General features: G+C 69.1%; 17 protein-coding genes. 6 read left to right on the plus strand and 11 right to left on the minus strand.

The window, feature by feature from the left end:
* Positions 1-33: 33 nt before the first annotated feature.
* The 6 genes from A5712_RS11595 to A5712_RS11620 all read right to left on the minus strand — a co-directional run bounded on the left by A5712_RS11595 (position 34) and on the right by A5712_RS11620 (position 12,348).
* Positions 34-870: a PHB depolymerase family esterase gene (locus A5712_RS11595; protein ID WP_068104602.1), complete on the minus strand. Its 837-nt coding sequence runs from the start codon at positions 868-870 to the stop codon at positions 34-36.
* Positions 871-881: 11 nt separating this feature from the next.
* Positions 882-1,637, minus strand: a complete 756-nt coding sequence (locus tag A5712_RS11600) for a deoxyribonuclease IV (protein ID WP_068104604.1) — start codon at positions 1,635-1,637, stop codon at positions 882-884.
* A gap of 139 nt (positions 1,638-1,776) precedes the next feature.
* Positions 1,777-5,724 carry a DNA-directed RNA polymerase subunit beta' gene (locus tag A5712_RS11605; RefSeq protein WP_068104606.1) on the minus strand — a complete coding sequence of 1,316 codons (3,948 nt, stop codon included), beginning with the start codon at positions 5,722-5,724 and terminating at the stop codon, positions 1,777-1,779.
* A gap of 42 nt (positions 5,725-5,766) precedes the next feature.
* Complete coding sequence (locus A5712_RS11610; protein ID WP_156766521.1) at positions 5,767-9,291, minus strand: DNA-directed RNA polymerase subunit beta; 3,525 nt, start codon at positions 9,289-9,291, stop codon at positions 5,767-5,769.
* Positions 9,292-9,692: 401 nt separating this feature from the next.
* The gene (locus A5712_RS11615; RefSeq protein WP_068104611.1) at positions 9,693-10,706 is read right to left on the minus strand and encodes an ABC transporter ATP-binding protein; all 1,014 of its coding nucleotides are present in this window, start codon (positions 10,704-10,706) and stop codon (positions 9,693-9,695) included.
* Positions 10,707-10,866: 160 nt separating this feature from the next.
* Positions 10,867-12,348: a carotenoid oxygenase family protein gene (locus tag A5712_RS11620; protein ID WP_068104613.1), complete on the minus strand. Its 1,482-nt coding sequence runs from the start codon at positions 12,346-12,348 to the stop codon at positions 10,867-10,869.
* A gap of 71 nt (positions 12,349-12,419) precedes the next feature.
* On the opposite strand from A5712_RS11620, the gene A5712_RS11625 reads away from it, so the two are divergent.
* Entirely contained in the window at positions 12,420-13,106 is a 687-nt protein-coding gene (locus A5712_RS11625) for a TetR/AcrR family transcriptional regulator (RefSeq protein ID WP_068104615.1), read from the plus strand.
* A gap of 50 nt (positions 13,107-13,156) precedes the next feature.
* On the opposite strand, the gene rplL is transcribed toward A5712_RS11625, so the two are convergent.
* The 5 genes from rplL to A5712_RS11650 all read right to left on the minus strand — a co-directional run bounded on the left by rplL (position 13,157) and on the right by A5712_RS11650 (position 20,151).
* Positions 13,157-13,552, minus strand: a complete 396-nt coding sequence (rplL, locus tag A5712_RS11630) for a 50S ribosomal protein L7/L12 (RefSeq protein WP_067158746.1) — start codon at positions 13,550-13,552, stop codon at positions 13,157-13,159.
* Positions 13,553-13,594: 42 nt separating this feature from the next.
* Entirely contained in the window at positions 13,595-14,218 is a 624-nt protein-coding gene (gene rplJ / locus A5712_RS11635; protein WP_068104617.1) for a 50S ribosomal protein L10, read from the minus strand.
* A gap of 241 nt (positions 14,219-14,459) precedes the next feature.
* Positions 14,460-15,374 carry an ROK family protein gene (locus tag A5712_RS11640; RefSeq protein ID WP_068104619.1) on the minus strand — a complete coding sequence of 305 codons (915 nt, stop codon included), beginning with the start codon at positions 15,372-15,374 and terminating at the stop codon, positions 14,460-14,462.
* Positions 15,374-15,991, minus strand: a complete 618-nt coding sequence (locus A5712_RS11645; RefSeq protein WP_068104622.1) for a malonyl CoA-ACP transacylase — start codon at positions 15,989-15,991, stop codon at positions 15,374-15,376. Before A5712_RS11645 ends, A5712_RS11640 begins: the two co-directional genes overlap by 1 nt.
* Complete coding sequence (locus A5712_RS11650; protein ID WP_068104624.1) at positions 15,988-20,151, minus strand: NEW3 domain-containing protein; 4,164 nt, start codon at positions 20,149-20,151, stop codon at positions 15,988-15,990. The genes A5712_RS11645 and A5712_RS11650 overlap by 4 nt, the downstream gene beginning before the upstream one ends.
* A 58-nt stretch (positions 20,152-20,209) precedes the next feature.
* Here A5712_RS11650 and A5712_RS11655 point away from each other — a divergent pair, with 58 nt between their 5' ends.
* The 5 genes from A5712_RS11655 to A5712_RS11675 all read left to right on the plus strand — a co-directional run bounded on the left by A5712_RS11655 (position 20,210) and on the right by A5712_RS11675 (position 25,045).
* Entirely contained in the window at positions 20,210-20,800 is a 591-nt protein-coding gene (locus A5712_RS11655; protein WP_068104626.1) for a DinB family protein, read from the plus strand.
* On the plus strand, positions 20,776-21,777 hold the full coding sequence (locus tag A5712_RS11660; protein ID WP_082973400.1) for an alpha/beta fold hydrolase: 1,002 nt from the start codon (positions 20,776-20,778) through the stop codon (positions 21,775-21,777). The genes A5712_RS11655 and A5712_RS11660 overlap by 25 nt, the downstream gene beginning before the upstream one ends.
* Before the next feature lie 52 nt (positions 21,778-21,829).
* A complete protein-coding gene (locus tag A5712_RS11665; RefSeq protein ID WP_197519367.1) occupies positions 21,830-23,176 on the plus strand; it encodes an AarF/ABC1/UbiB kinase family protein in 1,347 nt (448 codons plus the stop codon).
* Between the two features lie 10 nt (positions 23,177-23,186).
* On the plus strand, positions 23,187-24,092 hold the full coding sequence (locus A5712_RS11670; RefSeq protein WP_068104627.1) for an alpha/beta fold hydrolase: 906 nt from the start codon (positions 23,187-23,189) through the stop codon (positions 24,090-24,092).
* Positions 24,093-24,184: 92 nt separating this feature from the next.
* Positions 24,185-25,045, plus strand: a complete 861-nt coding sequence (locus tag A5712_RS11675) for a cyclopropane mycolic acid synthase family methyltransferase (protein WP_068104629.1) — start codon at positions 24,185-24,187, stop codon at positions 25,043-25,045.
* The last annotated feature ends 25 nt before the right edge of the window (positions 25,046-25,070 follow it).

The following is a 25,070-nucleotide window of genomic DNA, read 5'->3' on the forward strand; positions in this document are numbered from 1 at the left end:
ATTTTTCCGACAGTCGCACAAGAGCTGTAATGATCAGCGTGGGTGCGCCGCGAAGAATTGCCAAAGCGTCTGGGTCGCGAACGGCGGCCACTCGTGGCCGCCGCCGTCGACGGTGACGAGGACGACGCCACGGTTGTCCGCGCACGACGCCGCCGAGGTGGTGACGGGGCCGCTGGTGGTCGCGGTCGCGGCGCCGCATTGGTCGAGGTTGCGCCAGAACGCATTGACTTCGGGCACCGACGGGCCGTTGATGACGCTGAAGCCCTGCCCGCCCGCGTACGGGACGAGCCGATCGGCGGTGCCGTGAATGTGGAAGACCGATGTCGGGCGCGGGCTGCGGCACGCGTTCAGCTGGGTGCCGGCGACCGGGCCGATCGCCGCGAAGATGTCGGTGGTGCACGCCAGCGTGAAGGACATGATGGCGCCGTTGCTCATGCCGGTGGCGTAGACCTTGGCGTGGTCGATGCCGACGTTGCGGGCGATGTCGGCGACGACCGCGCTGATGAAGGCGACGTCGTCGACGCCTTCCCGCCCCGGCCGCCCGCAGCAACCCTCCCCGTCGACGTTCCAGGCCCTGTCGAACCCATCCGGATACGCGACGACGAACTTGGCCGAATCGGCCAAACCGTCCCAGTCGTAACCCCTTTCGGCTTGCGCGGCGCTGCCGGAATAGCCGTGCATGACGACGACCAGCGCGGCCGACGCGGGCGCTCCCGCTGGCTTGTAGAGCCGATAGTCGCGATCGTGGCCGCCGACGTTGAGGTGGTGCAGGCTGGTGCCGGTGACGAAGCCCGACGGGAGCTCGCGCCACGGCGCGCAACCGGCGACCAGCAGGACCACGCCGAGAAGCGCCGTGAGCCGACCGCGCATGGGCCCGGGGATCAGCCGCCGGTGTTTTCCCGCAGGAACGCGATGTCGTCCTTGCGGCCCTCGTCGGCGGTCTCGCAGATCACCGGCGCGTCGGCGGCCTTGACCACCGCGACCAGCAGGTCGGGGTCGATCTGACCGGTGCCGAAGTTGGCGTGCCGGTCGGCGCCCGAGCCCGCGGCGTCGCGCGAGTCGTTGCAGTGCACCAGGTCGATGCGGCCCGTCAGCGCCTTGATCCGGTCGACCGCGTCAATCAGCTCCTCACCCGCGGCCCACGCGTGGCAGGTGTCCAGGCAGAAGCCGATGCCCTTGTCCCCGATGTGATCCCAGAGCCTGCCGATGGTGTCGAAATAGCGAGCCATGGCGTGGTCGCCGCCCGCGGTGTTCTCCAGGTACACCTGCACATCGGATTCGAGGTAGTCCAGCGCCTTGACCCAGCGCTCGAACCCGGCCTCCATGTCGTCGTCGTCGGCGTGGCCGCCGTGCACGATCACCGCCGTCGCGCCGATCTCCGCCGCCGCGTCGCAGGTGTCTTGCAGGATCTTGCGCGAGGGGATGCGGATGCGGTTGTTGGCCGAGGCCACGTTGATTAGGTATGGAGCGTGGACGTACAGCGGGATGGTCGACGCCTTCAGCGCCTCGGCGTCGTCACGCGGCTTGGGCTTCTTCCAGCTCTGCGGGTTGCCGAGGAAGAACTGCACCGCGTCGGCGCCGTCGGCCTGCGCGGCGGCCAGGGGGTCGTCGGAGTGAACGTGCGAACCGATGAGCACGAGGGCCAGTGTAGTAAGCGCGGCCGACGCGAGCGTCACGCCAGCGTGACATTGGGACGCCAGAGCCACGCTGGCGTGACACTCGGCGGGTACGAAAAAGCCCCGGGCCGAAACCCGGGGCTTTTTCTTGAGTGAGTGACTAGCGGTAGTCGGAATACCCGTAGTCGTCCAGCGGGACCGCGGCTCCGGTGGCCTGGCCGAAGTCCGGGCTGTAGTAGTGATCCTCGTAGGACGGGATCGTGTACGCCGCGGCGCGGGCCTCCTCGGTGGGCTGCACCTGGATGTTGCGGTAGCGGTTGATGCCGGTACCGGCCGGGATCAGCTTGCCGATGATCACGTTTTCCTTCAGACCGTTGAGCTTGTCGCTGCGGCAGTTGATCGCCGCATCGGTCAGCACTCGCGTGGTCTCCTGGAACGACGCCGCGGACAGCCACGAGTCGGTGGCCAGCGACGCCTTCGTGATGCCCATCAGCACCGGACGGCCGGCGGCGGGCTCGCCGCCCTCGGCCACCACCCGGCGGTTCTCCGCCTCGAACTCCGCGCGGTCGATCAGCGAGCCGGGCAGGAACTCCGTCGAGCCCGAGTCGATGATGGTGACGCGGCGCAGCATCTGGCGAACGATCACCTCGATGTGCTTGTCGTGGATCGACACACCCTGGGCGCGGTAGACCTCCTGGACCTCGCGGACCAGGTGGATCTGCACCTCGCGCGGGCCCTGCACGCGCAGCACCTCGTGCGGGTCGGCCGAGCCCTCCATCAGCTGCTGGCCCACCTCGACGTGGTCGCCGTCGGACAGCACTCCCTCGGACCCGTCCTCGTGCTTGTACACACGCAGCCGCTGCCGCTTGGAGAGCTTGTCGTAGACGACTTCCTCGCCGCCGTCGTCGGGAACGATGGTGATCTTGTAGAACCGCTCACCGTCCTCGAGACGCACCCGGCCGGTGACGTCGGCGATCGGCGCCTTGCCGCGCGGCACGCGGGCCTCGAACAGCTCCTGAACCCGGGGCAGACCGCCGGTGATGTCCTCACCGACACCACCCTGGTGGAAGGTCCGCATCGTCAGCTGGGTGCCGGGCTCACCGATGGACTGCGCCGCGACGATGCCGACGGCCTCGCCGATGTCGACCAGCTTGCCGGTGGCCATCGAGCGTCCGTAGCACGTCGCGCAGACGCCGGTGCCGGTGGTGCAGGTAAGCACCGAGCGCACCTTGACCTGCGTGATGCCGGCCGCCAGCAGCGCGTCGATCTCCGGGTCACCCAGGTCCTCGCCGCGCGCGACGACGACGTTGCCCTTCTCGTCGACCGCGTCGGTGCCCAAAGTCCGCGCGTACGCCGAGGTTTCGATGTACGGGTCGCGGATCAGCGTGCCGTCGGGCTGGCGCTCGGCCAGCTCGACGACGATGCCGCGCTCGGTCTCGCAGTCGTGCTCGCGGACGATGACGTCCTGGCTCACGTCCACCAGACGACGGGTCAGGTACCCCGAGTCGGCGGTACGCAACGCGGTGTCCGCCAAGCCCTTTCGAGCGCCGTGGGTGTTGATGAAGTACTCCAACACCGTCAGGCCCTCACGGAACGAGGACTTGACCGGACGCGGTATGAACTCACCCTTCGGGTTGGTCACCAGGCCCTTCATGCCGGCCAGCGTTCGGGTCTGGGTGAAGTTACCCGTGGCACCCGAGTCGACGATCGTGATGATCGGGTTGTCGGCCGGGTAGTGCTCGCGCAGCGCCTGACCGACCTCGTCGGTGGCTTCCTTCCAGATCTCCACCAGCGCCTCGTTGCGCTCGTCGTGGTTCAAAGCGCCACGCTGGAACTGCTTTTCGACCTTGTCGGCGCGCTCCTCGTACTGGTCGAGGATCTCCTTCTTGCGCGGCGGCACCAGCACGTCGGCCATCGAGACCGTGACACCGCTGCGGGTCGCCCAGTAGAACCCGGCGTCCTTGAGCTTGTCCACGGTCTGCGCGACCACGATCATCGGGTAGCGCTCGGCCAGGTCGTTGATGATCGCGGCCTGCACCTTCTTGTGCATCTGCTTGTTCACGAACGGGTAGGCCACCGGCAGCAGCTCGTTGAACAGCACCCGGCCCAGCGTGGTCTCGGCCATCCAGGAGTCGCCCGGCTGCCAGCCGTTGGGGAACAGCTCCGCCTCGATCTCGGCGGGCGGACGCAGCTGGGTCAGCCGCACCTTGATCTTGGCCCGCACCGACAGCACACCGCGGTCCGACGCCATGATCGCCTCCGCCGGCGAGGAGTACACCCCGACCTCCGGCTGGTCCTTGGCGGCGGGCCGGTATTCGCCGGTGTCGCCGTCGACCTCGGTGGTCAGGTAGTACAGGCCGGTCACCATGTCCAGTCGGGGCATGGCCAACGGGCGGCCGGATGCCGGCGACAGGATGTTGTTGGAGGACAGCATCAGGATGCGGGCCTCGGCCTGCGCCTCGGCGCTCAAAGGCAGGTGCACCGCCATCTGGTCACCGTCGAAGTCGGCGTTGAACGCCTCACACACCAGCGGGTGCAGCTGAATCGCCTTGCCCTCCACCAGCATCGGCTCGAAGGCCTGGATGCCCAGCCGGTGCAGGGTGGGCGCGCGGTTCAGCAGCACCGGGTGCTCGGCGATGACCTCTTCGAGCACGTCCCAGACCTGGGGACGCTGCCGCTCGACCATCCGCTTGGCGCTCTTGATGTTCTGCGCGTGGTTGAGGTCGACGAGCCGCTTCATCACGAACGGCTTGAAGAGCTCCAGCGCCATCAGCTTGGGCAGGCCGCACTGGTGCAGCTTGAGCTGCGGGCCGACCACGATGACCGAACGGCCGGAGTAGTCGACACGCTTACCGAGCAGGTTCTGGCGGAACCGGCCCTGCTTGCCCTTCAGCAGATCCGACAGCGACTTCAGCGGACGGTTGCCCGGCCCGGTGACCGGGCGGCCGCGACGGCCGTTGTCGAACAGCGCGTCCACGGACTCCTGCAGCATCCGCTTCTCGTTGTTGACGATGATCTCGGGCGCGCCGAGGTCGATCAGCCTCTTGAGGCGGTTGTTGCGGTTGATCACGCGGCGGTACAGGTCGTTGAGGTCGCTGGTGGCGAACCGGCCACCGTCGAGCTGGACCATGGGGCGCAGCTCCGGCGGGATCACCGGCACCGCGTCGAGCACCATGCCCATCGGCGAGTTGCCCGACTGCTGGAAGGCGGCGACCACCTTGAGGCGCTTCAGGGCGCGAAGCTTCTTCTGCCCCTTGCCGTTTCGGATGACGTCACGCAGCGAGTCGGCTTCGGCGTCGATGTCGAAGTTCTCGATCAGCTTCTGGATCGACTCCGCGCCCATCGCACCGGTGAAGTACTCGCCGTAACGGTCGACGAGCTCGCGGTAGAGGTTCTCGTCGACGATCAGCTGCTTGGGGGCCAGCTTGGTGAAGGTGCTCCAGATGTCCTCCAGCCGGTCCAGCTCGCGCTGGGCGCGGTCGCGGATCTGGCGCATCTCGCGCTCGCCGCCGTCGCGAACCTTGCGCCGCGCGTCGGCCTTGGCGCCCTCGGCCTCCAGCTCGGCCAGGTCCGCCTCGAGCTTTTGCGCACGCGCCTCGAGTTCGGCGTCACGCTGGTCCTCAACTCCCTTGCGCTCCACCATCATTTCGGCCTCGAGCGTGGACAGCTCGTTGTGGCGCATCTCGTCGTCGACGGACGTGATCACGTACGCGGCGAAGTAGATGATCTTCTCGAGGTCCTTCGGCGCCAGGTCGAGCAGGTAGCCCAGGCGCGACGGCACACCCTTGAAGTACCAGATGTGCGTGACGGGCGCCGCCAGCTCGATGTGGCCCATCCGCTCGCGGCGCACCTTGGCGCGGGTCACCTCGACGCCGCAGCGCTCACAGATGATGCCCTTGAAGCGGACGCGCTTGTACTTGCCGCAGTAGCACTCCCAGTCCCGAGTCGGTCCGAAGATCTTCTCGCAGAACAGGCCGTCCTTCTCCGGCTTCAGCGTGCGGTAGTTGATCGTCTCCGGCTTCTTGACCTCGCCGTAAGACCATTGCCTGATGTCCTCCGCGGTGGCCAGGCCGATACGGAGTTCATCGAAGAAGTTGACGTCGAGCACGTAACTCCCTTTCCCCTTGCGGGTTTAGATACCTAAAAGTGATTAAGCCAGGTCCTCGACGGACGCGGATTCGTTGCGAGACAAGTTGATTCCCAGGTTGGCGGCGGCCCGCTCAAGGTCCTCGTCCTCGCCCTCGCGCAGCTCGATGGCCGCGCCGTCGGAGGACAGCACCTCGACGTTGAGGCACAGCGACTGCAGCTCCTTGAGCAGCACCTTGAACGACTCGGGGATGCCCGGCTCGGGAATGTTCTCGCCCTTGACGATCGCCTCGTACACCTTGACCCGGCCGACGGTGTCGTCGGACTTGATGGTCAACAGCTCCTGCAGCGTGTACGCGGCTCCGTAGGCCTGCATGGCCCAGCACTCCATCTCACCGAACCGCTGGCCACCGAACTGCGCCTTACCGCCCAGCGGCTGCTGGGTGATCATCGAGTACGGGCCGGTGGAGCGGGCGTGGATCTTGTCGTCCACCAGGTGGTGCAGCTTCATGATGTACATGAAGCCGACGGTCACCGGGTACGGGAACGGCTCGCCGCTGCGGCCGTCGAACAGCACCGCCTTGCCGTCAGCGTTGACGAGCACCTCACCGTCGCGGTTGGGCAGCGTGGCCGACAGCAGCCCCTGCAGCTCGGCCTCCTGCGCGCCGTCGAACACCGGCGTGGACACGATAGCGTTCGGCTCGGCGTGCAACAGGTCCTCGGGCAGGTTGGCGGCCCAGTCGGGAACGCCCTTGCCGGTGTCGACCTTCCAGCCGCTGTGCGCGCACCAGCCGAGGTGCGTTTCCAGGATCTGGCCGATGTTCATCCGTCGCGGCACACCGTGTGTGTTCAGGATGATGTCCACCGGGGTGCCGTCCGGGAGGAACGGCATGTCCTCGACCGGCAGGATCTTGCCGATCACGCCCTTGTTGCCGTGCCGGCCGGCGAGCTTGTCGCCATCGGAGATCTTGCGCTTCTGGGCCACGTACACGCGGACCAGCTCGTTGACCCCGGCCGGCAACTCGTCGTCGTCCTCGCGGGAGAACACCCGGATGCCGATGACCTTGCCGGACTCGCCGTGCGGCACCTTCAGCGAGGTGTCGCGGACCTCGCGGGCCTTCTCACCGAAGATCGCCCGCAGCAGCCGCTCCTCCGGGGTCAGCTCGGTCTCACCCTTCGGGGTGACCTTGCCGACCAGGATGTCGCCGTCGCGCACCTCGGCCCCGATCCGCACGATGCCGCGCTCGTCCAGGTCGGCGAGGACCTCGTCGGAGACATTGGGGATGTCCCGGGTGATCTCCTCGGCGCCCAGCTTGGTGTCGCGGGCATCGATCTCGTGCTCCTCGATGTGGATCGAGGTCAGCACGTCCTCTTCGACCAGGCGGTTGGAGAGGATGATCGCGTCCTCGTAGTTGTGGCCCTCCCACGGCATGATCGCCACCAGCAGGTTCTTGCCCAGCGCCATCTCACCGTTTTCGGTGCAGGGGCCGTCGGCGATCACCTGGCCGGCCTCGACGCGGTCGCCCGCGTCGACGATCGGCGACTGGTTGGCGCACGTGCCGTGGTTGGAACGGGCGAACTTGCGCATCCGGTAGGTGTGCCGGGTGCCGTCGTCGGCCATCACGGTGATGTAGTCCGCGGAGACCTCCTCGATCACCCCGGCCTTCTCCGCGACGACGACGTCGCCGGCGTCGATCGCGGCACGCAACTCCATGCCGGTGCCCACCAGCGGCGCCTCGCTGCGCACCAGCGGAACCGCCTGGCGCTGCATGTTGGCACCCATCAGGGCGCGGTTGGCGTCGTCGTGCTCGAGGAACGGGATCATGGCGGTGGCCACCGACACCATCTGGCGCGGCGACACGTCCATGTAGTCGACCTCGGACGACGGCACGTACTCGACCTCGCCCGCCTTGCGGCGGACCAGGACGCGCGGCTCGACGAACCGGCCGCTCGCGTCGATCGGCGAGTTGGCCTGCGCCACCACGTGGCGGTCCTCCTCGTCGGCGGTCAGGTACACGATCTCGTCGGTAACGACCCCGTCCACGACCTTCCGATAAGGCGTCTCGATGAACCCGAACGGGTTGACCCGCGCGTACACCGAAAGCGAGCCGATTAGACCGATGTTCGGACCCTCCGGGGTCTCGATCGGGCACATGCGGCCGTAGTGCGACGGGTGCACGTCACGGACCTCCAGACCGGCGCGCTCACGGGACAGACCGCCGGGGCCCAGCGCCGACAGGCGGCGCTTGTGGGTCAGACCGGACAGCGGGTTGTTCTGGTCCATGAACTGCGACAGCTGGCTGGTGCCGAAGAACTCCTTGATCGCGGCGACCACCGGCCGGATGTTGATCAGCGTCTGCGGCGTGATGGCCTCGACGTCCTGGGTGGTCATCCGCTCGCGGACGACGCGCTCCATCCGGGACATGCCGACCCGGATCTGGTTCTGGATGAGCTCGCCGACCGTGCGCAGCCGCCGGTTGCCGAAGTGGTCGATGTCGTCGGTCTCCACCGGCACCTCGACGCCGCCGGGGACGGTCATCACCGACTGCCCCTCGTGCAGGCGAACCAGGTACTCGATGGTCGCGACAACGTCCTCTTCGGTCAGCGTGGTCGTCGTGATCGGGTGCTCGGTGTTCAGGCCGAGCTTCTTGTTGACCTTGTAGCGGCCCACGCGGGCCAGGTCGTAGCGCTTCTCCTTGAAGAACAGGTTCTCCAGCAGGGTCTGCGCGGACTCCTTGGTCGGCGGCTCGCCCGGGCGCAGCTTGCGGTAGATGTCCAGCAGCGCCTCGTCGGTGCCGGCGGTGTTGTCCTTCTCCAGCGTCGACATCATGATCTCGGAGAAGCCGAACCGCTCGGTGATCCGCTCGGTGGTCCAGCCCAGCGCCTTGAGCAGCACGGTGACCGGCTGGCGGCGCTTGCGGTCGATGCGCACGCCGACGGTGTCGCGCTTGTCGACGTCGAACTCGAGCCAGGCCCCGCGGCTGGGGATCACCTTGACGCTGTGCAGCGTCTTCTCCGTGGACTTGTCGATGGTCTCGTCGAAGTAGACGCCGGGCGAGCGCACCAGCTGGCTGACGACGACGCGCTCGGTCCCGTTGATGATGAAGGTGCCCTTCTCGGTCATCATCGGGAAGTCGCCCATGAACACCGTCTGGCTCTTGATCTCGCCGGTGTTGTTGTTGATGAACTCGGCCGTGACGAACAGCGGGGCCGCGTAGGTCATGTCCTTGTCTTTGCACTCGTCGACCGGCGCCTTGACCTCGTCAAAGCGGGGGTCGGAGAAAGACAGCGACATCGAGCCCGAGAAGTCCTCGATCGGCGAGAGCTCGTAGAGCACCTCTTCGAGGCCGCCCACCGGGTTGGCCCCTGCCGTGCTTCCCGCGCGGGCCATTGCGCTCTCGCGCCAGCGCGGCGACCCGATCAGCCACTCAAAGGAGTCCGTCTGCACGTCGAGTAGCCCCGGAACCTCAAGCGGTTCGCGGAGCTTGGCGAAGGAAACTCGGTTGGGTGCTCCGGGCACGGAGCCGTTGGTGGAATTTGAGTTTTTGGAACTCTGGTGGCGACCTTTGCTCTGGCGGGAATCTGCCAAGATGCGTCCTTCCAGCACCTCGTGCGACTCACGGCCCCGGGGAAACCGGCTGCCTTCGCCGCATCAATTTGTCGGTACGGCTGGCGAACGATCTGCCCGGATCTCACGCGCGCAACTAAATAGCTAAGCCGCGGGAGGGGGCTCAGGCTAAGACCACAGTGTCGTTAGCGGTCAAGTGGCGATTGTGAGGTGGGCAGGAGGTAGCCAGCGCAACGTCCAACAATAGCGCAGGACCGCGCATTCCTCAACTACCCACAACAATCAGCCCAGGGACATCGGCGCTGGCTCGCGATCTCGACTTCCCGTGGGTACATGCTGCCCAACAGACTGACCCGTTTAGGCCCGGTCGTCAAGAGGGCGGGGCGGCAAGTTGCACCGTGTTATCGCGTTATTCCAAATTTTTACGACCCGCCGAACTCGTTGGCCTTGAACCGGTGGGTGCCTTCGAGGTCGTCGAGGATCGCTGCCTGGGCATTCTTGGGCAGAGTGTGCAGGATCTCGCGCACCCGGGCCTGGCGCCGCGCGACGGCCTTGCGCTCCGGCATGCCCGGCGTCGCGGTGATCTGCGGCGGCACCCCCTCGATCTCCTCGACGCCGCCGGCGTGGTGGCCGGCATCGAGCAGGGCCTGCTCCTCGGCCATGGTGGCCTCGTCCTTCTCCTCGGACATGCCGATCGGCCCGATGCGCCGGCCGTTGAGGAACTGGCGCACGACGGGCTCGTCGCTGGTCAGCAGCACCTCCCGCGGCCCGAACATGACCAGCTTGCGGCGGAACAGCATGCCCATGTTGTCCGGCACGGTCCGGGCGATGTTGATGTTGTGCGTCACGATCAGGACGGTGGCGTCGATCTGGGCGTTGATGTCGAGGATCAGCTGGCTTAGGTAGGCGGTACGAACCGGGTCCAGACCGGAGTCGGGCTCGTCGCACAGGATGATCTGCGGGTCCATCACCAGCGCCCGGGCCAGGCTGGCGCGCTTGCGCATACCGCCGGAGATCTCACCGGGGAACTTCTTCTCATCCCCGCCGAGGCCCACCAGGGTCAGCTTCTCCATGACGATGTCACGGATCTCGCTTTCCTTCTTCTTAGTGTGCTCGCGCAACGGGAACGCCGCGTTGTCGAACAGGTTCATCGAACCGAACAGCGCGCCGTCCTGGAACATGACACCGAACAGCGTGCGGATCTCGTAGAGCTCCTTGGCCGAGCACTCGAGGATGTCGGTGCCGTCGATCATGATCGAGCCGCGCTCCGGGCGCAGCAGACCGATCAGCGACTTCAGGAACACCGATTTGCCGGTACCCGACGGCCCGAGCAAGACGCTGACCTCCCCGGCGGGGATATCCAGCGTCACGTCTTCCCAAATTCTCGAGGGACCGAACGACTTCGTGAGTCCCCTCACCTCAATTGCGACGCCCATGGGGAATCCTTCCGTCGACGCTCGTGCCCGCCACCTGCCCTTTTGTGTGGCATCAGTCACTGTAGCGCACGTCAGGCACCCCGCATCAGGCTTGGATCGGACCGCTGACAAAAATTGCCCGACCTGAGACTCGGCGGCTCGCCCCTATTCGACGCGAGTGTTAGCCGGAGGGCGCCCAGTTGCCGTGGAAGCCCATCGGGACCCGCTGCGGCAGGTGCACGGTAGCCACCGATTCGAGGGTCTGCGCATCCAGCAGCACCAGCTGCCCTTCGTCGCGGCCGCGGTGGTAGCCGTAGCCCATCAGGATGCCGTCGTCCTCCGTGGCCGCCGCGGGGTTCGGCACGAATGACATCTCGCCGAGCAAAAGCTCGGGATCGAGTGGGGCCACCGTGGCCGACCCCGTGACGTAGTCGTGCTTGTACAGCGGTGCCTCGGCGCCCTGGAAGGACGCGCCGACGGTGTAGCCGTAGCGGTGCCGCCCGCCGAGGCGGGTCTCGTTGATCCGCGGGAATTCCTGGGGCCGGTCGTCGCGGCATTCGGTGGCCACCGCGCCGGTCGCCAGGTTGATGGTCCAGCGGTCCAGCCTTGGCGCGGTGTCGCCGGGGCCGCGCCGGTCGCGGTCGAACATCCGCGCGTAGCGCACCACGTCGAGCACCAAAACCTCTGCGCCGTCGCGCATTTCGGAGTAGGCGTTGAGCGGGTGGTAGACGTAGCAGGGTTCGATGTCGAACCAGCGGACGTCGGAGTTGGTGCCCTCGCGGGGCATTACGCCGACGCGCGCCGGGTAGCCGGGGTTCCAGGCGTACGGCATCCGGTCGTCGTGCTTCGGGTTGCGGTTCATCATCGCGGTGATCGGGCCCGGCACCCGGACCCGCCCGATCAGCGACTGCAGCGCCAGCCGGGCCGGCACGCCCAGCCAGCGCGGGACGCTGGCGGGCAGCACCTGCACCGGGTCGAACGTCACCGGCAGGTCATAGAGCACGACGAAGTTGTCGGTCAGCGAGAAGTCGTGCATCATCGGCGACCCGGACACCTCGATGTCGACCGTGCGGCGGGCCCGCCCGCGGTTGTCGATCACCGAGTACTGCACGGTGCGACCGCGCGCGAAAGAGTAAGACACGGCGTGCAATTCGCCGGTGTGCGGGTCGCGGTGCGGATGGGCGGCGTACCCGCCCTCCAGGGTGCCGTCGAAGTCGCACGTTCCGACGGTGTCGAGCTCGTCGGTCAGCTCGTAGTTGGCGGCCCCGCCCTCGACCAGCGCCAGGGTGCGGCCGGCGTGTGTCAGCACGTTGGTGTTGGCGCCGAAGGACAGCATGCCCGCCCGCGGGTTGAGGCGGTCCGGCGCCGGCTCGCCGAGGGTGGCGCACACCGAGAGGCTGCGCACCCAGCGGTTGCGGTACCACTGGGCCTTGCCGTCGCGCAGCGCGACCCCGTGCACCATGCCGTCGCCACTGAACCAGTGATAGGTGGCCGGGTCGACCTCTTCGGCCGGGTTCGGCCCGTTGCGCAGGTAGCGCCCGTCGAGGTGCTCCGGGATGTGCCCGGTGACCTCCAGGTCGGTCGCGGTCACCTCGGCGCCCACCGGCGCCAACAGGCCCTCCAGATAGGGATTCGCGGACGTGACGGTTTCGGTCGTCGTCATTGCTGAGCTCCTATAACATTGTTATTTCAGCGTTATTGTCACCGTACGCGCCCGATGAGAAGATGGCAAGGATGACTTCAGAGCTTGAGCCGGCCGTACGCGGCGTTCGCGACGAGTTGCTCGACGCCGCCGTCAGGCTGCTCGACGAAAACGGGCCCGACGCGCTGCAGACCCGCAGGGTGGCCGGCGCGGCGGGGACCTCGACGATGGCGGTCTACACCCATTTCGGCGGGATGCGCGGGCTGATTGCCGCGGTCGCCGAGGAGAGCCTGCGCCAGTTCGACGCCGCGCTGGCGGTGCCCGAGACCGACGACCCGGTCGCCGATCTGTTCGCCCTGCAAGCCGCGTACCGGCGCTACGCCATCGAGCGGCCGCACATGTATCGGCTGATGTTCGGCAGCACCAGCGCGCATGGAATCAACGCGCCGGCGGGCAACATGTTGACGCTGACGGTCGCCGAAATCGAACGGGACATTCCCAGCTTCGCGCATTTGGTGCGCGTGGTTCAGCGGTCCGTGGGCGGTGGGCGGATCACCGTTGGTTCCACAGCCGACGACGCGGTCATCATTGCCACGGCCGCCCAGTTCTGGGCGTTGGTACACGGGTTCGTGATGCTCGAGTTGGGCGGTTTCTACGGCGACGACGGCGCGGCCGTCGCGGCGGTGCTTCGCTCGATGACGTCGAAATTGTTTGTCGCGCTGGGGGATTCACCCGAGCGAGTGGCCCAGTCACAACGCGCGGCGTTCGGCGCGGGGTGAGCGCACGAAACCCCCGGGACCGCAGTCCCGGGGGTTGTCGCGACGCAGAACTACTTGACGGTGACGGTGGCGCCGGCGGCCTCGAGCTTGGTCTTGGCCTCGTCGGCGGCCTCCTTGGCCACCTTCTCGAGCAGCGGCTTGGGCGCGCCGTCGACGAGGTCCTTGGCCTCCTTGAGGCCCAGCCCGGAGACGATCTCGCGGACCACCTTGATGACGCCGATCTTCTTGTCACCGGCGGCCTCGAGGATGACGTCGAACTCCGACTGCTCCTCGGCGGCCTCGGCGGGCGCGCCACCCGCGGCCGGACCACCGGCGGCGGCGACGGCGACCGGGGCGGCCGCGGTGACCTCGAAGGTTTCCTCGAACTTCTTCACGAAGTCCGAGAGCTCCAGCAGGGTCATTTCCTTGAAGGCGTCGAGCAGGTCGTCGCTAGAGATTTTGGCCATGGTGTGGGTCCTTCCTTGTTTTCCTAAGTTGCGGGTTGGTTGTTATTCGGCTTCGGCCGGTGCTTCGGGGGTTTCCTCGGCGGGTGCCGCGGCTTCCGCGGGTTCCGCGGGAGCCTCGGCGGCCGCTGCGGCAGGCTCCGGCGCAGCGGCTTCGGCGGGCTTCTTCTCCTGCAGGGCGGCCAGCAGCCGGGCCATCTGGGAGGCCGGGGCGGCGAACAGGCCGGCCGCCTTGGCCAGGTTGCCCTTCATCGCGCCGGCCAGCTTGGCCAGCAGCACCTCGCGGGACTCCAGGTCCGCGATGCGCTCGACTTCGGAGACGCTCAGCGGGTGGCCATCCATGTAGCCGCCCTTGATGACCAGCGCCTTGTTCTCCTTGGCGAAGGTCTTGATCGCCTTGGCGGCGTCGACCGGCTCGCCGCTGACGAACGCGATGGCCGTCGGGCCGGCGAACAGCTCGTCGAGGCCCTCGATCCCGGCGTCGGCGGCGGCCCGCTTGATCAGCGTGTTCTTGGCCACGGTGTAGGTGGCCGATCCCGCCAGCGAGCGGCGCAGCTCGGCCAGGTTGGCCACCGTCAAACCGCGGTACTCGGTGATCAGGGTGGCCGTCGAGTCCTTGAACTGCTCCGCGATGTCTGCAACGGCGGTGGCCTTGTCAGCCCGGGCCATGCATGCCTCCTGAGGTCAAAGTTGTCGGTGATTCACCGGCGAACGCCGCAAAACGAAGTACGCCCCGGCGCAGGAAGCGGCCGGGGCGTGAATATGCACCGGCGTGCGCCGGTGTGCTGCCTCGTCCTCCTGCGTGGGCCGCCGGGATGTACCCGGACCTTCAACCGATTGCTCGGTGACCGACGGTCTTCGGTGGATCGGCAACCAGGATAGCCCGACGCCCCGCGGTCAGCCAAAACGGCTACCCGAGCCCGGCCAGCCGGGCGGCGCCGATCAGGCCGGCCTCGCCGCCCAGCGCCGCGGGCACCACCCGCAGGCTTGCCAGGAACTGCAGCCCGGCGTACTCGGTCAGCGCGGCCCGCAGCGGGCCGAAGAGCAGGTTCCCGGACTTGGCGACACCGCCGCCGATGACGACGAGGTCGAGGTCGCAGACGGCTCCCACGGACGCGATCATCGCCGCGAGCGCGGTGGTGCCCCGGCGAAACGCCCGCTGCGCCACCGGGTCCCCGGCCGCTGCCGCGGCGGCCAGGTCCCGGGCGCCGGCGCCGGGCGGCGCGGCCCACCCGTTTTCCCGCGCCCAGCGCACCATCCACGGTCCGGACGCGACGGTCTCGACGCAGCCGCGCCCGCCGCACGCGCACGGTTGGCCGTCATCCTCGACCACCACGTGACCGACGTGGCCGGCGTTGCCGGTGCGCCCGGTGTACGGAACGCCGTCGAGCACCAGTCCCCCGCCCACGCCGGTGGACACCACCATGCCGAGCATGAAGCGGGCGCCGCGGCCCGCCCCGAGCCAGTGCTCGCCGAGCGCCATGCACACGCCGTCGCCGCCGAGGCGCACGGGCACGCCGGGGACCTCGGCCGCGACGCGGTCGCGCAGCGGGAAGCCGCGCCAGGCCCGGATGTTCACCGGGCTGACGGTTCCGGCGGGCAGGTCGATGGGGCCCGCCGAGGCGATGCCCACCGCGGTGACGGCGCCGCCGGCGACGCGCAGCGTGTCGGCGACGCTCGCGGCGACCTCGGCCCACACCTCCTCCGCGGAGCCGCCGGGCGGGGTGGGCCGGATGGCGGTGTGCACCAGCGCGCCGCCCGGATCGACCAGGCCGGCGGCGATCTTGGTGCCGCCGATGTCGAGGCAGAGCGTGAGGGCGGCCATCAGTGGCGGTGGGTGTTGTCGGGTTGGCGTGGGTCGCCCGGGTGCTCGTAGCCGGGGGCGAGGCGGACCAGCTCGGCGCGTCGCGCGTCCAGCCACACCCGGAAGGCGCGCCGGCGCGCGGCGCCCCGCAGGTGCTCGGCGATCGCCGAGCGCACCTCCGCCAGCGGCGGCGCGGCCTGCGCGGGGGCCCGCCAACCGTGGGGTCCGGGGCGTGGCGCGGCGAAGCGCAGCGGGTGGCGGGCGTGGTAGCCGGCCACCTCGTCGTCGCCGACCCCGACCGCGGCGGTGACGTCGGCGAACAGCGCACGCGCCAACGGGTTCGCCAGCGCGGCGGCGGCCACGCTGCCGAGCTCCAGCCGCGCGGTCGCGTCGGGCAGCAGCTCGGCCTCGGCGGGCGCGCCGGCGGCGGTGAGGCCGCGGGCGGCGGCCTCGGCGGCGACCACCCGCTCGGTCACGATCAGTTGGGTGAGCCAGCGCCGCAGCTGTCTGCCCTCCGCGGTGCCTCTCGCGGGCAGCGCGTCCGCCCCGCGCCCGCGGCGCAGCCGTGCCTCGGCCGCGTCGACCTCGTCGACGGGCACCGGGTCGCCGGCCACGGTCGCCACCGGACCGGTGCTCATGTCACCGTCACCCGCACCGCCGGCGAGTACACCAGCCGGCCCGCGGAGCCCACCCGGACCAGCGCCCACCACTGGCCGGGATCCGTCCACGGCGGCGGGCTCAGCTCGAAGCCGAGCTCGACCGCGCCGCGGGCGGGCAGCACCGCGCCGCGCGCGGCGGGGCCCGTCCATTCCCAGGTGCCCCAGGGGCTGATCAGGTGCGCCTCCAGCGCCAGCGCGGCGCGGGCGTGCGTGCCGACGGTCACGGTCAGCCGGGCGGTCGTGCCCGCCGCGAGCTCGACGTCGCGCGGCCCGTCGACGAGGTACACCAGCTCGCGCCCATGGGTGTCGGCGTGCGCGCCGACCTGCACCACGCACACGTCCTCGACCTCCTGTCGCCACGCCGCCGGGACGTCCCCGGTCAGGCACAGCCGGGCGCGCAGCGGGTAGAGCCCGGGCTGCGCGCGCGCCGGGATCCGCACCGCCACGTCGGCCTCGCGGTGATCGCCCGCGTGCAGCGTGAACGGCAGCTCCGCCGGGGTGGCCGACCAGCCGTCCGGGCACAGCACCGTCACCTCGCCGTCCAGCGTGGCGTCGGTGCAGTCGCCGGCCACCGTGAGCCGCAACGCCACCTCGCCGCCCGGTTCGGCGGTAACGCGCTGCGGGTGCAGGTGCGCGACGGCCGGCAGCCCACCGAGCGGCGCGGGTCCGCGGTTGTGCAGCCAGTAGCGCGCATAAAGCGGCTGCGCGGCCTCGGCGTCCGGCGCCAGCCGCGCGAAACCAGTTGCTGCGCTTCGCGTTTGGAGCTGGGCCAGCACGGTGGCCACCTGATAGCCGTGCAGGTCGACCGGTTCCGCGCGTCGGTGTCGCTCCTCCAGCAGGTCGGCGTGGGCGAGCCCGCGCACCGCGGCCACCTCGGAGGTCAGTTCGACGCGGGTGCGCTGCCCGGTCGTCTGCACCAACCTCAGGGCCACCGCGCTCGGGTCGACGGGCCGGCCACTGCCTGCGGCCAGCGGGTTGCCTGCCGCCTTGAGGGCGGCCAGCTGGACCGAGCCGGCGGGCTCAACGCTCAGCAGCGACCCGGTCGACGGCAGCACACCCTCCCCTTCGCCGGGGACGACGGCGAGCAGCGGATGGCCGAATTCCGCACTGCGCGCCGGGATCTCGGCTTCGCGCCAGTCGCCGTCGCCGCAGGCCAGCGCGTAGTCGAAGACGTGGGTCCAATGCTGGAGCTGGAAGTTCGAGCCGTCGGGCGCGGTGCGGCGCGGATCGTCGATCCAGGTGCCCGACGGCCAGCCGGTGCAGGACCGCATCAGCGCGGTGTGCAGCGTGCCGTCGGTCTCGACGGCGAAGCTGGGCACCCCGCGGTTGAGCAGCGCGACGGTACGGGATTCGAAGGGTTCCACGCCCGACGGCGGGCGCTGGTTGACCGCGATCTCGGCATCCTCGAGGTCGTCGACCAGCGCCGCGATCGCGGCGGCCAAGCCGTCCTCGTCAGCCGCGTCGACCACCAGGACCGGCAGCGCGCGGGGCGCGCGCAGGTCCGCACCGGGCACCCAGGCCGCGGCCAACGGCGTGGCGGCTGGCACCCAGACCCTGCCCCGCCCCGTCGCCGCCAGCTGGCGCTCGAGTTCGGCCGAGTATTCCGGGTCCGCTTGCGCCAGAACGGCTTTGGCAAAAGCGTTGCGGTCCGGCCCGCCCAGCGCGATCCGGACGTCGGGCAGGTTCGAGTCGACGTCGAGGCAGCCGTAGCGCGGCTTGTCGGCGCCGCTGCAGGTGGCCGTGACGCCGGCGCGCACCAGCGCCACCATCAGCTCGCGCGCCAGCGGCCCGGACACCGCCTCCGCCGGCGACACCACCTCGGCCACCGACACCGCCCGAATCTCGGCGCCGACCCGAATCCGGATCGCCGACGACAGGCCGAACCAGCCGTAGGCCGGGTTGTCCAGCGTCCACAGGTGCCGCGCGGTGTCCACCGAGCGCGCCCCGTCATGCAGCAGCGCGAAGCCCCGCCCGACGACGGCGTCGCCCACCTCGCTGACCGGCATGGCGCCCGGCACCGGGCACGGCCAGCGCAGCCGCAACAAGCGGTCCTCGCCGGTGAATTCGTCGATGGCCGTGCGGCAGTCGAGCCGCGCCAGCCCGTTCCACAGCGTCAGGGTTTGCGTGTAGCGCAGCTGATCACCGATGCGGCCGCGCACCACCAGGCGCTGACCGAGCGGGCCCCAGTAGGCCCGCACCCGCGCCGGCGACTCCGACGAGCACAACACCGGCCCCTTGGGCAGCAGGTGCCAAGGACCCTCCCCCTGCCTGGGATGCGACGGGTATTCCTCGTAGAGGGCCAGCTCGTTGCCCAGGCGGCCCGCCGCGATCAGCTGCCGGTCGCCGGAAATCAGTGACACGATCCCGCCACCGCGCGCCGGGTCGGCCCGAAGCCGCGAGTGCTCGTTGCCGATCTCGTAGCCGGGCATCGGTTCCCAGCCGGCGGCTTCGCCCACCGGCACCAGTCGATAGGCCCGCCAGCCCAGCGACGGCACGTCGCGCGCCAACCAGGTGACCGATCGCCCGTCGTCCTCCACGTGCGCCGGCAGCTCGGTGCCGTCGGAATCGAGCACGCGCATCCCGGGGCCGAGCGGCGCGCCGAGCCGGGCGGTGACGATGTCGGTACGCTTGTGCGCCAACGGGTTCCACACGACCACATCTCTCCCGGCCCGACCGTCCACCAAGGCCGACAGCAGCGCCAGCGAGTTGTCGCGGGCGGTGCGGCCCAGCTCCCACGCGTCGCGCCAGCCGGTCAGCAGGTCGAGGTAGACCTGGTCGGACTCCGAACCGGTGATGGCGTCGTGGTGCGCGCCGTAGGCCAGCTGCACCCACGCCTTGGCCAGCGCGGCCTGCGGGTACTCGGCGCCCGTCAGCAGCGCGGCGAACACGGCGAAACGCTCGGCGGCAAGCACGGCGTTCTCGGCGGCCCGATTGGCCTGTTTGGTGTCGATGTAGGACACGTCCTTGCCGGTGTAGATCGGGTTCATGTCCCGGGTTTGCGGCGACGGCTCGCAACCGCGCTGCGCGAGTTCGGTGCGCACCGCCGCGAAAAAGTCCCGCGGGATCGCGCACACGAACCGCGGCCAGGTGTAGCGGGCCGCCCAATCGCGATGGATTGCGGTGACCCACTTGTTGGGCGGCGTGTAGTCCGTCCCGACGGGAAGCAGCACGTTGCGCGTCAGGGCGACCTTCTTGAGCCGACGAAACAGCGCGAGCGTGGCGCCCTCCGCCTCGGCGAGCGAGGCCGACTCGTCCATCCCCCAGCCCGCCCCGTAGTGCGCGGGCATGTAGTGCGTGAGCAGCCCGCGGCCCGACGGCGCGATCCACTCGAACTCGCTGCAGAACTGCATGGCTTCGACGTCGCCGCCCGGGCCCCATTGGTGGTGTGGTCCGCGCGCCCACGAACTGGACGTCAGCCCGGCGTCGGCGGCCAGCCCGGGGAATTGCGGATCGTGGCCGAACACGTCGAGCTGCCACGCGGTGGCCGGGTCGGCGCCGAGGACACCGCGCTGAAAACCCATGCCGTGCACCAGGTTCCGAATCGTCGTCTCCGGGCTGGTGAGGTTGGTGTTGGGTTCGTTGTAGGTGCCGCCCATCACCTCGACGCGCCCCTGCGCGATGAACCGGCGCAGGTCGGCGCGGTCCTCGGGGTGGGTGTCCCAGTACGGCTTGAGGTAGTCCACCTCGGCCAGCACGAACTTGTACTCGGGCTCGCGGCGCGCCATCTCGAGGTGCGCTCGGACCAGCGCGAAGCCGTTGGCCTGCCGCCCCGGCGGGTCTTCGGCCCATTCGCTGGTGTAGGCGCCCTGGGTGTTCCACCAGACCGGGTCGTAGTGAAAGTGACTGACCATGAACATGGTCCAGCCGGGCTCGGCGATGTCGAACTCGAATGGCCTGCTGGCGCGCCCGGCGCGCGCCCGCGCGGCCCGGCGCTCGCCGACGACCGGGCGTTCGACCGCGACCGGGACCTCGACCACGTCGCTCCCGGGCCGGGCGATGGCCTTCCCGCTCAGGCCGTCGCCATCGATGCGGATCGGTGTCGGCTCGGCGCAGCCCGCGACGCCGATGCGCGCGAGCTGCAGCGGCGCGTCCGGCGGCCCCACGAACAGCTCGGTCGAGCCCGCCGAAATCACCTGCATCCCCGCACCTTACGGCGCAACCGGCCGACGTGTCGGCATCTCGACCTAGGATCGGGCCATGCCCGCACTCGCCCCGCCCGTCACCGACGAACGCAACGCCCTGCGTGAATTCCTGGCGTTCCACCAAAGCGCCTATTTCGCCGTCTCGTACGGTCTCACCGACGAGCAGGCCCGCTCCACGCCGTCGGTAAGCGCGCTGTCGGTCGGCGGGCTGGTCAAGCACGCCACGGCCATGCAACGCAACTGGATGGCCCGCGTCGCGGCCGCGCCGGACCTGCCGCCGAAGGATCCCCGGCCGTTCGAGCAGATCGCCAAGGAGTTCGGCGACCAGCACGTGATGCGGGCCGACGAGACCCTGGCCGGGCTGCTGCGGGCGTTCGAAACGCAGAACGCGGAGTCGCTGCGGCTGGTCGAAACCGCCGACCTCGACGCCACGGTGCCCGTGCCGCAGGACATCCCCTGGTTCCCGAAGGACCAGAAGGCCTGGTCGGTGCGCTGGGTGATCCTGCACGTGATCAACGAGCTGGCCCGCCACGCCGGGCACGCCGACATCGTCCGGGAATCCATCGACGGCGCCACCATGTACGAGCTGATCGCCGGGCTGGAGAATTGGCAGATCGAGGGATGGGTCCAGCCCTGGCGCAAATAGGTCAAATCCGTAGCGGCATCGCGCGCCGCGAGACGCCGCACGGCCCGGTCGAGCTCTACTACGAGGATCTCGGCGACCCGGCGGCGCCGCCTGCGCTGCTCATCATGGGCCTGGGCGCCCAGCTGCCCATGTGGCCCGACGGGTTCTGTGCGCTGCTTCTCGACGCGGGTTACCGCGTCATCCGCTTCGACCACCGCGACACCGGGCTTTCGGCCAAGATGCACGGGCTGCGGGCCGCCGGCTCGGTGTACCGGCGCGTCGGGCGCTACCTGCTGGGCCGGCCCAGCCCGGTGCCCTACACGCTGATGGACATGGCCGGCGACGTGGTGGCCTTGCTGGACCATCTGGACGTCGGGCGGGCGCACGTGGTGGGCGCCTCGCTGGGCGGCATGATCGCGCAGATCCTGGCCGCCACCGAGCCGCCCCGGGTGGCGTCGCTGGGCATCATCATGTCGAGCACCGGCAAGCCGTTCGCCGCGTTGCCGGCCTGGCGCGTCATCAGGCTGGCCTTCGATCCGCCGGCCAAGGACGCCTCGCCCGAGGAGAAATTGGCCTTCGAGGTGCGCAACGTGGCGGTGTTCAACGGCCCCAACTTCCTGCCGCCCGAGGCCGAGCTGCGCGACCGGGTGCGCCGACTCGCCGACCGCTGCAGCTACCCGCCGGGCATGCTGCGCCAATTCGACGCCGTGCTGGGCACCGGTAGCCTGCTGGGTTACAGCAAGGCGATCACCGCGCCGACCGTCGTGTTGCACGGTTCGGCGGACCCGATGGTGCGGCCGCGCAACGGGCGCGCCGTCGCCGCGGCCATCCCCGGGGCGCGGTTCGTGGTGATCGACGGGATGGGACACGACCTCCCCAAACAGGTCTGGCGGCCGATCATCGAAACGCTCACCGAGAACTTCGCCCTCGGCGACTGCGCTGATAGTGGCGACCCGCTTCGCCCGGCTGCGCCGCGCTCGCGATCGCCACGCCGGTGAGCGCGCTCACAGGAATTGGGACTTGACAGTCTCGATTTGGCAGACTGCACAGATGACTACTACCAAGCACCGCGAGGTGGCCAAGCTCGACCGGGTGCCGTTGCCGGTCGAAGCGGCCCGGGTAGCAGCCACCGGCTGGCAGGTCACCCGCGCCGCCGCAAACATCCTCACCAAGCTGCCCAGCAAGGGGCCGTGGCAACAGAAGGTGATCAAGCAGCTTCCCAACACGTTCGCCGACCTGGGTCCCACGTACGTGAAGTTCGGGCAGATCATCGCGTCCAGCCCCGGCGCGTTCGGCGAGTCGCTGTCGCGCGAATTCCGCGGCCTGCTCGACCGGGTGCCGCCCGCCGACGCCAAAGAGGTGCACAAGCTCTTCGTCGAGGAGCTGGGCGCGGACCCCGCCGAGCTGTTCGCCAAGTGGGACGAAACGCCGTTCGCGTCGGCATCGATCGCGCAGGTGCACTACGCCACCCTGCACACCGGCGAGGAGGTCGTCGTCAAGATCCAGCGGCCGGGCATCCGCCGCCGGGTCGCCGCCGACCTGCAGATCCTCAAGCGCTTCGCCCAGGCGGTCGAGCTGGCCAAGCTCGGCCGTCGGCTCTCGGCCCAGGACGTGGTCGCCGACTTCTCCGACAACCTGGCCGAGGAGCTGAACTTCCGCCTCGAGGCGCAGTCGATGGAGGCCTGGGTGTCGCACCTGCACGCCTCCCCGCTGGGCAAGAACATCCGGGTGCCCCAGGTGCACTGGGACTTCACCAGCGACCGGGTGCTGACCATGGAACGCGTGCACGGCATCCGCATCGACGACGTCGCCGCCATCCGCAAGGCCGGGTTCGACGGCACCGAACTGGTGAAGGCGCTGTTGTTCTCCCTCTTCGAGGGCGGGCTGCGGCACGGGCTGTTCCACGGCGACCTGCACGCCGGCAACCTCTACGTCGACGATCAGGGCCGCATCGTGTTCTTCGACTTCGGCATCATGGGCCGCATCGACCCCCGCACCCGCTGGCTGCTGCGCGAGCTGGTGTACGCGCTGCTGGTGAAGAAGGACCACGCCTCGGCCGGCAAGATCGTGGTGCTGATGGGCGCCGTCGGCACCGTGAAGCCCGAGGCCCAGGCCGCCAAGGACCTCGAAAAGTTCGCCACCCCGCTGACCATGCAGACGCTGGGCGACATGTCCTATGCCGACATCGGCCGGCAGCTGTCGACGCTGGCCGACGCCTACGACGTCAAGCTGCCCCGGGAGCTGGTGCTCATCGGCAAGCAGTTCCTCTACGTCGAGCGGTACATGAAGCTGCTCGCCCCGAAGTGGCAGATGATGTCGGACCCGCAGCTGACCGGTTACTTCGCCAACTTCATGGTCGAGGTCAGCCGCGAGCACCAGACCGACGTGGAGGTCTAGGGCTATCCCGATGGAAATCCGCACCGGCGCCGCGATATCCGGGGACCTCAAGCTCTACTACGAGGACATGGGTGACGTCGACGACCCACCCGTGCTGCTGATCATGGGGCTGGGCGCGCAGCTGCTGCTGTGGCGGACCGCGTTCTGCGAGAAGCTCGTCGCCCAGGGCCTGCGGGTCATCCGGTACGACAATCGCGACGTCGGCCTGTCCAGCAAGACGCCGAAGGCCGGCGCCGGCCAGCCCCTGGTCCCGCGGCTGCTGCGCTTCTGGTTCGGCCTGCGCGGTGAGGCCGCCTACGCGCTGGAAGACCTGGCGGACGACGCGGCCGCCGTGCTGGATCACCTGGGCATCGAGCGCGCCCACATCGTCGGGGCGTCGATGGGCGGCATGATCGCGCAGGTCTTCGCGGCGCGATTCGCCGAGCGGACCAAGAGCCTGGCGGTTATCTTCTCCAGCAACAATCGCCCGTTCCTTCCGCCGCCCGACCCGCGCGCCCTGCTTGCGGTGCTCAAGGGGCCGCCGCCCGGCTCGCCGCTCGACGTGATCGTCGACAACGTCGTGCGCGTCACCAAGATCACCGGCAGCCCGCGCTACCGCGCGCCCGAGGAGCAGGTCCGCGCCGAGGCCGTCGAGGGCTACGAGCGCAGCTACTACCCCTGGGGCGTCGCCCGGCATTTCAGCGCGATCATGGCCAGCGGCAGCCTGCTGCGCTACAACCGGCGCACGGTCGCGCCGACCGTGGTGATACACGGCCGCGCCGACAAGCTGATGCCACCCTCCGGCGGCCGCGCCGTCGCGCGCGCCATCGACGGCGCTCGACTAGTCTTATTCGACGGCATGGGCCACGACCTGCCTCAGCAGTTGTGGGATCGGCTGATCGGCGTGCTGACTAGCAACTTCGCCGACGCCAGCTAGAGGCCAGGCTCGGCCGGTTTCCGGAGCGCTTTTGTGATTTCACGGACGCTCTTACCCCGTTGTACGGTATGGCGTTGGGAGGATGTCGAATAATGGCGGAGTTGGAACCGTATTACGCAGACTCGCAAGCGGCGTACGACATTTCGGACGACTTCTTCGGTCTGTTCCTTGACCCGACCTGGGTCTACACCTGCGCATACTTCGAGCGCGACGACATGACGCTGGAAGAGGCGCAACTCGCCAAATTGGATCTGGCGCTGGACAAGCTGCAGCTACAGCCGGGCATGACGCTGCTCGACGTCGGGTGCGGCTGGGGCGGGGCGCTGGTCCGCGCCGTGGAGAAGTACGACGTCAACGTCATCGGACTTACCTTGTCCCGCAACCACTACGAACGCAGCAAGGCCCGGCTGGCCGCCATCCCGACGACACGACACGCCGAGGCGCGGTTGCAGGGCTGGGAGGAGTTCGACGAGCGGGTCGACCGGATCATCACCATCGAGGCCTTCGACGCCTTCCACAAGGAGCGCTACGGCACGTTCTTCGAGCGCTCGTACGACATCCTCCCCGACGACGGTCGCATGCTGTTGCACAGCATCTTCACCCATCCGCAGACGTACTGGCGCGAGCACGGGATCAAGGTGACGATGAGCGACCTGCGATTCTTTCGCTTTCTCGGGACGGAGATCTTTCCCGGCGGCGGGATGTGCAGTGAGGCCGACATCGTCGACAATTCACAAGCCGCCGGGTTCACGGTCGAACAGATCGAATACCTGCATCCGCACTATGCGCGGACGCTCGACATGTGGGCGGCCAATCTGCGGGCCAATCGGGAACGCGCGATCGCCATCCAGTCCGAAGAGGTCTACGACCGCTACATGCGCTATCTCACCGGCTGCGCGAACCTCTTCCGCAAAGGCATCTCCAACGTGGGCCAGTACACCCTGACGAAGTGAGGTGGCCGGCCGGCACCGAGGGAGG

Source organism: Mycobacterium sp. E2327, assembly GCF_001672675.1.
Taxonomy (GTDB): Bacteria; Actinomycetota; Actinomycetes; order Mycobacteriales; family Mycobacteriaceae; genus Mycobacterium.